Genomic DNA, 8,149 nt, shown 5'->3' with positions numbered 1-8,149 from the left:
CTGCCACGCGTTCGCGGGCGTGGCAGGGACGGGGCCCGGCGGTCAGTGGTCGGACGAGGACGGGAAGGCGAAGGACGCCCCCGAGGTGTGGTGCGGCTCGGGCCAGCGCTCGGTGACGGCCTTGCCGCGGGTGTAGAAGCGCACGCCGTCGGGCCCGTAGATGTGGTGGTCGCCGAACAGCGAGGCCTTCCAGCCGCCGAAGGAGTGCCAGGCGACGGGCACGGGGATCGGCACGTTGACGCCGATCATGCCCACGGTCACCCGGCGCTTGAACTGGCGGGCGTAGGCGCCGGAGGAGGTGAAGATCGCGGTGCCGTTGCCGTACGGGTTGGCGTTGATGACCTCGATGCCCTCGTCCAGGGTGTCCACGCGCAGCACCACCAGGACGGGCCCGAAGATCTCCTCCTCGTAGGCCTGCATGTCCTTCCGGACCTTGTCCAGGACGGTCGGGCCCACGAAGAAGCCGTCCTCGTGGTCGGCCACGATCAGGTCGCGGCCGTCCACGACGACGGCGGCGCCGTCCTGCTCGGCCGCGGTGACGATCCGGCGCACGCGGTCCCGGGACGCGGGCGTGATGACGGGGCCCATGTCGGAGGTGGCGTCCATGCCGTTGCCCACGGTGATGTCCTTGGCCCGCTCGGCCAGCTTGTCCACGAGAAGGTCCGCGGCCTCGCCCACGGCCACGGCCACGGACACGGCCATGCAGCGCTCCCCGGCGGAGCCGAAGGCGGCCGCGGTGAGGTTGTCGGCCGCGGAGTCCATGTCCGCGTCCGGCAGCACGATCGCGTGGTTCTTCGCCCCGCCGAGGGCCTGGACGCGCTTGCCGTGCTTGGTCGCGGTCTCGTGCACGTACTGGGCGATCGGGGTGGAGCCCACGAAGGAGATGCCGTCCACGTCGGGGTGGGTCAGCAGGCCGTCCACGGCCTCCTTGCCGCCGTGCAGCACCTGGAACACGCCGTCCGGCAGACCGGCCCGCTGCCACAGCTCGGCGATCAGCAGGGACGGGGAGGGGTCCCGCTCGGAGGGCTTGAGGATGAACGCGTTGCCGGTGGCGATCGCCACCGGGGCCATCCACAGCGGCACCATGACGGGGAAGTTGAACGGGGTGATGCCCGCGACCACGCCGAGGGGCTGGCGGAAGGAGTAGACGTCGATGCCGGTGGAGAACTGGTCGGAGTACTCGCCCTTGAGCTGCTCGGCGATCCCGCAGGCGAACTCGACGACCTCGAGGCCGCGGCCCACCTCGCCCTTGGCGTCGGAGAGCACCTTGCCGTGCTCGGCGGTGATCAGGGCGGCGAGGTCGTCCGTGTGGGCCGCCACGAGCTCGCGGAACTTGAACAGCACGGCGGTGCGCCGGGCGATGGACATGTCACCCCACGAGTCGGCGGCCTTCCGTGCCGCGGCGACCGTGGTCTGCAGGTCCTCCTCGGAGGCCAGGTGCAGGATGCCGGACACCTTGCCGGTGGCGGGGTTGTAGATCTCCTGGGTGGACTCCCCGGTGCCGGGGGTGCGCTTCCCGTCGATGAAGTGCTCGACGTGCTGGGTCTGCTGCTGGGTCTGCTGGCTCATGCGTTCCTCCTGGACTCCCCGAGCAGCGGACGCTGCCGGGCCTTGTTCTGCTGGTAGACCTCGTAGGCCTCGTGGGTGGATGCGAGGGTGGCGGTGCCCGTGACGGGCACGTCCCACCAGGACTCGGAGCTGGGCGCGTCGATCAGCGGGTCCGACTCCACGTGCACGAGCACGGGGCCGGAGCCCTCGGGAACGGCCTTGGCCTCGGCCACGGCCACCTGCAGCCGGTCGATGACACCCTCGCCGGACTCGACGCGCAGCACGCGCACGCCGAGGGACTCGGCGTTGGTGGCGAGGTCGATCGGCAGCGTCGAGCCGTCGTCGAAGCTGTGCCGCTCCTCGTCGAGGTAGCGGTACTTCGTGCCGAAGCGCTGGGACCCCAGCTGCTCCGAGAGCGCGCCGATCGAGGCGTAGCCGTGGTTCTGGATCAGCACCACCACGAGCTTGAGCCCCTCGGCCACGGCCGTGACGAGCTCGGTGTGCATCATCAGGTAGGAGCCGTCCCCGACCATGACGACGACGTCGCGCGCCTCCTGCGGCGCCCCGGCCCGGTCCGCCTCGGCCACGGCGGCCCGCTTGACCCCGAGCCCGCCGGCGATCTCGTAGCCCATGCACGAGAAGGCGTACTCGACGTGGTAGCCGTAGGCGTCCTTCACCCGCCACATCTTGTGCAGATCACCGGGCAGCGAGCCCGCGGCGCACACGACGACGTCGCGGTCGTCCATGGCCTCGTTGACGGCCCCGATGATCTCGTTCTGGCTGGGCAGCGGCAGGTGCCGCTCCGTGAACGCCGCGTCCACGGTCGCGTCCCAGCGCTGCTTCTCCCGCTCGACGGTCTCCGCGAGGTCCCCACCCACCCGGTACCCGCCCAGCGCCTTCGTCAGCTCGACGAGCACCTTGCGGGCGTCGGCGACGATCGGCACCGCGGTGCCCTGCTTGTAGGCGTCGAACGCCGCGACGTTGACGTTGACGAAACGGACGTCCGGGTGCTGGAACGCGGTCCGGGACGCGGTGGTGAAGTCCTCGTAGCGGGTGCCGATGCCGATGACCAGGTCGGCCTCGGCGACCACCGCGTTGGACGCGGTGGAGCCGGTGGACCCGACGGCCCCGAGGCACAGCGGGTGGTCCCAGTCCATGACCCCCACGCCCGCCTGGGTGTAGGCCACGGGGATGCCGGTGGCCTCGGCGAACTCGGCCAGCGCCTCGGTGGCGAAGGCGTAGTGCACGCCGCCGCCGGCGATGACCACGGGCCGCTCGGCCGCGCGGATCGCCGCGACGGCCGCGCGGACGTCCTCCTCCTCCGGCGCCGGCCGGCGGATCCGCCACTCCCGGGGAGCGAGGAACTCCTCGGGCACCTCGAGCGGCTCGGCCTGCACGTCCTGCGGGAGCGCGATGGTCACGGCCCCGGTCTCGGCCGGGTCCGTGAGCACCCGCATGCCGTTGAGCAGCGCCGAGAAGAGCTGCTCGGGCCGCCAGACGCGGTCGAAGTAGCGGCTGACCGGACGGAAGACGTCGTTGACCGTGATGTCGTTGGCGTCGGGACGCTCGAGCTGCTGGAGCACCGGGTCCGGCCGGCGGGAGGCGAACTGGTCCGAGGGGAACAGCAGCGCGGGCAGCCGGTTCGTGGTGGCCAGGGCGGCGCCGGTGACCATGTTGGTGGCCCCGGGCCCGATCGAGGTGGACACCGCGAAGGTGGCCCGGCGCCGGGTGTGCCGGGCGTAGCCGACGGCCTGGTGCACCTGGGCCTGCTCGTTGCGGCCCTGGTAGTAGGGCATCAGGGCCGGGTCCTGGGCCTGGTACTGCTTGAGGGCCTGGCCCACCCCGGCCACGTTGCCGTGGCCGAAGATGCCGAACATGCCGGGGATCGTGCGCTGCCGGTACTCCTCGGCGCCGATCCGGTCGACCGTCCACTGGTTGGCCAGGAACTCCACGAGCGCCTGGGAGACGGAGAGGGTGCGGGTGCTCATCGAGCGGCTCCTTCCTCGACGGGGTGTCCCTTGAGCAGGGACGCGGCGGTGGCGACGGCCCCTGCGACGTCGCCGTCCCCGGGGTAGAGCAGGGTGCGGCCGACGGTCAGGCCCTGCACGCCGGGCAGCGCGAGCGCGGCCTCCCAGGTCGCGAAGACCTCGTCGGGCCGGGCGCTCGGATCACCGCCCAGCAGGACGGTGGGCAGCGTGGTGGCCGCCATGACGCGCTCCATGTCCTCGACCACGGGCAGCTTCATCCACGTGTGCGCGGAGCTGCCGCCCAGGCCCTGGGCGATGGCCACGGACTGGACCACGGCGTCGGCCGAGAGGTCGTTGACGATGCCCCGGTCCGTGATCCGGGAGATGAACGGCTCGACCATCGCGATCAGCCCCAGGGCGGCCAGGGAGTCGACCGCCTTGGCGGTGCTCTCCAGCACCGAAGTGGTGTGCGGGTCCTCGAAGCAGATGCGGGTGAGCATCTTGCCGCCGTCGGCGCCGATCCGGTCCAGCGCCTCGGCGGTGTGGCCGGTGAAGCGGTCGTCGATCTCGTTGACCAGCCCGGGCAGCCCGCCGCGGTTCATGGAGCCGAAGACGAGCTTGCCCTCGAGCGCCCCGAGCAGCAGCAGGTCGTCGAGCACGTCCGGGGAGGCGAGCACGCCGTCGACCTTGGGGTCCGCCAGGGCGATCTGCAGGCGGTCCAGGAGGCCGCGCCGGTCGGCCATGGCACCGGCGTCGTCGCGCACCCGCAGCGCGCCGCGGGCCGCGTGGTCCGCGGCGACCACGAAGTTCTGCCGGCCGTGCACGGGCCCGGGGTGGCGGCGGCGCGAGTCGGCCGCGCGCTGGATCGCACGGGGGTCCTCGAGCCGGACGCGGGTCAGGTCCTCGTAGCGGCGCGGATCCGCCGTGTCGATCTCGAGGGGGGAGGTCGTGGTCATGGGGTGGCTCCTTCGGGTACGGCGCGGCCGCGCTCGCGCAGCAGCTGGAAGACCTCGTCGGGGGTGGGCATGGCGTCGGAGCACGAGATCTTCGAGGCCACGATCGCGCCGGAGGCGTTGGCGTAGTCGAGGACCTGCTCGAGGCTCCAGCCCTGGTTGATGCCGTGGCAGAAGGCCCCGCCGAAGGAGTCGCCGGCGCCGAGGCCGTTGACGGTCTGCACCGGGACGGGGGCCGAGACCACCCGCTCGTCACGGGTCTTGGCCATGACCCCGTCGGGGCCGAGCTTGACGACGGCGATCCGCACCCCGGCCTCGAGCAGGCGGTCGGCCTGCTCGTCGGGGGTGCCCTCCCCCACGGCCACCGCGCACTCCTTGTCGTTGCCGATGGCGATGGTCACGTGCCGGAGCAGCTCGTGGACCTGCGCCCGGGCGTCCTCCTCGGTGTCCCAGAACATGGGCCGGTAGTCGAGGTCCAGGACCGTGTGCTGATCGGCCCGCAGCTGCTCACGGGGACGGGCCTCGTGGGCGGCGAAGTGGGCCGAGCGGGACGGCTCCTGGCACAGGCCCGTGACGGTGGACCACAGGATCCGCGCGTCGCGCACGACCTCGGCGTCGATCTCCTCGACCCGGATCTGCAGGTCCGGGGCCGTGGGGAAGCGCCCGTAGAAGTACAGCGGGAAGTCCTCGGGCGGGCGGATCGCGCAGAACGTGGCGGGGGTCTGCAGCCCCGGCACGGCGCTCACGAACCGGTCGTCCACGCCGTAGCGGGTGAGCTCGCGGTGCAGGTAGGTGCCGAACGGGTCCTCCCCGGTGCGGGTGATCAGCGCGGTGGACTCCCCGTGGCGGGCCGCGGCGACCGCCACGTTGGCGGGCGAACCGCCGAGGTACTTGCGGAACGTGGTCACGTCCTCGAGGCCGACGCCCACGTCGTCGGGATAGATGTCGACGCTGATGCGTCCGATGGTCACGACGTCGTAGCTCATGCCTCCACCTCCACCTTCCGCGCGGCGGCGGAGCGCTCGCGCATCTGCTCCAGCTGGTAGCGGGAGACCTCCATCGCGTTCTCGTCCTCGGCGAAGACGGAGGACACCATCACGGAGTCCTCGCGGTCGAGGAAGCCGTTGGCCGCGAGTCCGCCGAAGAACTCGTCCCAGTCGACGTCGCCGTCGCCGATCCTCAGGTGCTGGTGCACCCGGGCGGCGTTGCCCGGGGGGTTGGTGATGTAGCGCAGCCCGTGCGAGCGGTGGTGGTCCATCGTGTCCGCGACGTGCACGACGCGCAGCCGGTCCCCCGCCGCGGCCATGATCTCGAGCGGCTCGTCGACCATGTGGAAGGTGTGCGGCGCCACGTAGGCGAAGCCGAGGTTCGGGGAGTTCACGCCCCGGATCACCCGCCAGGCGGCCAGGCCCTGCTCCACGAAGTCGTCGGGGTGCGGGTCGATCGCGATGTGCACGCCCTCCGCCTCGATGAGGGGCAGCAGCTCCTCCATCGACCGGTAGAACGCCCGCTCCGACTCCTCGGAGAGCTCGGGCCGGCCGGAGAACTCGGTATTCATCTGCTGCACCCCGAGGTCCACGGCCATCCGGATCGCACGCTTCCAGTACCGCACGGCCGCCTCGCGGGCGTCGGGGTCCGGGGAGGACCAGCGCAGCACGGGCAGCACCGAGGCGATCTGCACCCCGGCGGCGCGGCAGGCCGCGCGCAGGTCCGCGACCAGCCGGTCGTCGGCCTTGGGGTGGTGGAAGAAGGGCAGGAAGTCCGCATGGGGCGTCAGCTGCAGGTGCTCGTAGCCCAGGTCCGCGGCCAGCCGCGGGAAATCGAGCAGGGAGTGGGTGGAGTGGAACGGGGTGGGATCGAGGGCGATCTTCATGGACGGTTCTCCGGATCGGTGGCGCGGACGGGTCAGCGGACGCGGGTGCGGGAGCCGCAGCCCAGCAGGTAGGAGCGCGTGCGGGTGGCGATCGGCAGCGGCACGTCGAAGGAGGAGACGGGATACATGTCCTGCTCGACGATGCCGAAGATCGGCCGGTCCAGCTTCTCCACCTCCGCGATGACCTGCGCGAGGTCGGGCAGCCCGGCGGGCGGCTCGACCATGACGCCGGCGAGGTTGGCGGCGGCCCAGGTGAGGTTCTCCCGGCGCACGCGCTCGAGGACCACGGGGTCGATCTGCTTGAGGTGCAGGTAGCCGATCCGCTCGGGGTACTTCCGGATGAGGTCGACGGAGGACGCGCCGCCGTACTCGGCGTGACCCGTGTCCAGGCACAGGGTGACCAGCTCGGGGTCGGTGCGCTGGAGGAAGGTCTCGATGTCCGGCTGGCCGCACACGTGGGAGTCGGCGTGGGAGTGGAACTGCTGCTGGAGGCCGAAGTCCTCGCGCAGCACCTTGCCGAGCCGGTCGTGGCCCGTGCACAGGGCGTCCCACTGCTCGGTGCTCAGGTGCTCGTTCTCGAGCGCCTGACCCGTGACGTCGTCGCGCCACATGGCCGGGATCACCACGATGTGCTCACCGCCCATGGCGGCGGTCAGCTCCGCGACCTTGCGGGCAGGCTCCCACGCCTCCTCCCACTGGGCGGCACCGCGGTGGAACGCGGTGAAGACGGTCCCGGCCGAGACCTTGAGGTTCCGCTGGGCCAGCTCGTCGGCGAGCCGGGCGGGGTCGGTCGGGAGGTACCCGTAGGGGCCGAGCTCGATCCAGGAGTAGCCGGCCTCGACCACCTCGTCGAGGAACCGCTCCCAGGGCGTCTGCTGGGGGTCGTCGGGGAACCACACGCCCCACGAGTCCGGGGCGGTGCCGATCAGCACGGGGGTCTTCTGCTGGGCCGCCGCGCCGGCGGTCGTGGTGGTCGCGTTCTGCTGCGCCATGGTGACCTGCTTTCTGGTGCTGGACCGGCGCCCGGGGAAGGACACCGGGCGTCCGGCCGATCAGTGGTCCGGATCACAACCAGAATACGACACCAGGTCAGTTTGTAAAGACAAACCGTCTAAGTTCCCCCGAGGACTTCCCCCCCGCCCCTCGCATCCGGTGGAAGTCCCGGAGAACCCGTCTCCTACAGTGTACTTTGTTAGTATGTATTGACATAATGCAGAACCGGGTGGGACAGTCGGCGTGGGACAGCCGCCCCTGGGGCCACGACGCTCCGCACGACGACGGACCGGTGGGTGCCGCCTCCCGCGCTGCTCCGCACCGTCCCGCACCACTCCGCCCCGCACGACCCATCGAGAGGATCCGCCCATGCCCCTCGTGCGCATCGACGTCACCGAGAACCGCCGCACCGCCGCACAGCTCCGCGAGCTGGCCGACACCGTCCAGGACGTCATGCTGGACACCTTCGCCGCCCCGCCCGGCGACCGCTACCAGATCGTCACCGAGCACAGGCCGGGACAGATCATCGCCGAGGACACCGGCCTGGGCTACACCCGCACCGACGACCTCGTCATCGTCCAGGTCACCCAGCAGGGCCGCAGCGAGGCCCAGAAACAGGCCATGTACCGCGCCCTCGCCGACCGCCTGAAGCAGCGCACCGGACTCGACCCGCAGGACCTCGTCGTCTCCGTCACCGAGAACACCCGCGAGGACTGGTCCTTCGGTCTCGGCACCGCGCAGTTCCTCACCGGCGCGCTCTGAGCACGTCGGTGCAGCGCCACAGGGGAAGGCCCCGTCCACGAACGTTCGTGGAC

The 8,149-nt window shown here is 71.5% G+C and carries 7 protein-coding genes; 1 reads left to right on the top strand and 6 read right to left on the bottom strand.

What is annotated here, in order from left to right; translation table 11 throughout:
- Nucleotides 1-42 precede the first annotated feature (42 nt).
- From ACFU0Y_RS15555 to ACFU0Y_RS15530, 6 genes are read right to left on the bottom strand one after another with little or no spacing between them, the layout of a single operon-like run.
- A complete protein-coding gene (locus ACFU0Y_RS15555; protein WP_380215432.1) occupies nucleotides 43-1,569 on the bottom strand; it encodes a CoA-acylating methylmalonate-semialdehyde dehydrogenase in 1,527 nt (508 codons plus the stop codon).
- On the bottom strand, nucleotides 1,566-3,536 hold the full coding sequence (iolD, locus tag ACFU0Y_RS15550) for a 3D-(3,5/4)-trihydroxycyclohexane-1,2-dione acylhydrolase (decyclizing) (RefSeq protein WP_380215430.1): 1,971 nt from the start codon (nucleotides 3,534-3,536) through the stop codon (nucleotides 1,566-1,568). Before iolD ends, ACFU0Y_RS15555 begins: the two co-directional genes overlap by 4 nt.
- Nucleotides 3,533-4,471, bottom strand: coding sequence for a deoxyribose-phosphate aldolase (locus ACFU0Y_RS15545; RefSeq protein ID WP_380215428.1), 939 nt, complete (start codon nucleotides 4,469-4,471; stop codon nucleotides 3,533-3,535). The genes iolD and ACFU0Y_RS15545 overlap by 4 nt, the downstream gene beginning before the upstream one ends.
- Complete coding sequence (iolC, locus tag ACFU0Y_RS15540; protein WP_380215427.1) at nucleotides 4,468-5,454, bottom strand: 5-dehydro-2-deoxygluconokinase; 987 nt, start codon at nucleotides 5,452-5,454, stop codon at nucleotides 4,468-4,470. Before iolC ends, ACFU0Y_RS15545 begins: the two co-directional genes overlap by 4 nt.
- On the bottom strand, nucleotides 5,451-6,341 hold the full coding sequence (locus tag ACFU0Y_RS15535; RefSeq protein WP_380215426.1) for a sugar phosphate isomerase/epimerase family protein: 891 nt from the start codon (nucleotides 6,339-6,341) through the stop codon (nucleotides 5,451-5,453). Before ACFU0Y_RS15535 ends, iolC begins: the two co-directional genes overlap by 4 nt.
- Nucleotides 6,342-6,373: 32 nt before the next feature.
- The gene (locus ACFU0Y_RS15530) at nucleotides 6,374-7,333 is read right to left on the bottom strand and encodes a sugar phosphate isomerase/epimerase family protein (RefSeq protein ID WP_380215425.1); all 960 of its coding nucleotides are present in this window, start codon (nucleotides 7,331-7,333) and stop codon (nucleotides 6,374-6,376) included.
- 370 nt (nucleotides 7,334-7,703) lie between these two features.
- Between ACFU0Y_RS15530 and ACFU0Y_RS15525 the strand changes: the two genes are divergently transcribed.
- Nucleotides 7,704-8,096, top strand: coding sequence for a tautomerase family protein (locus ACFU0Y_RS15525; protein ID WP_380215424.1), 393 nt, complete (start codon nucleotides 7,704-7,706; stop codon nucleotides 8,094-8,096).
- Nucleotides 8,097-8,149: the final 53 nt, after the last annotated feature.

The organism is Kocuria sp. NPDC057446, assembly GCF_042802875.1.
Taxonomy (GTDB): Bacteria; Actinomycetota; Actinomycetes; order Actinomycetales; family Micrococcaceae; genus Kocuria.
This window is presented reverse-complemented; position numbering and strand designations above follow the sequence as displayed.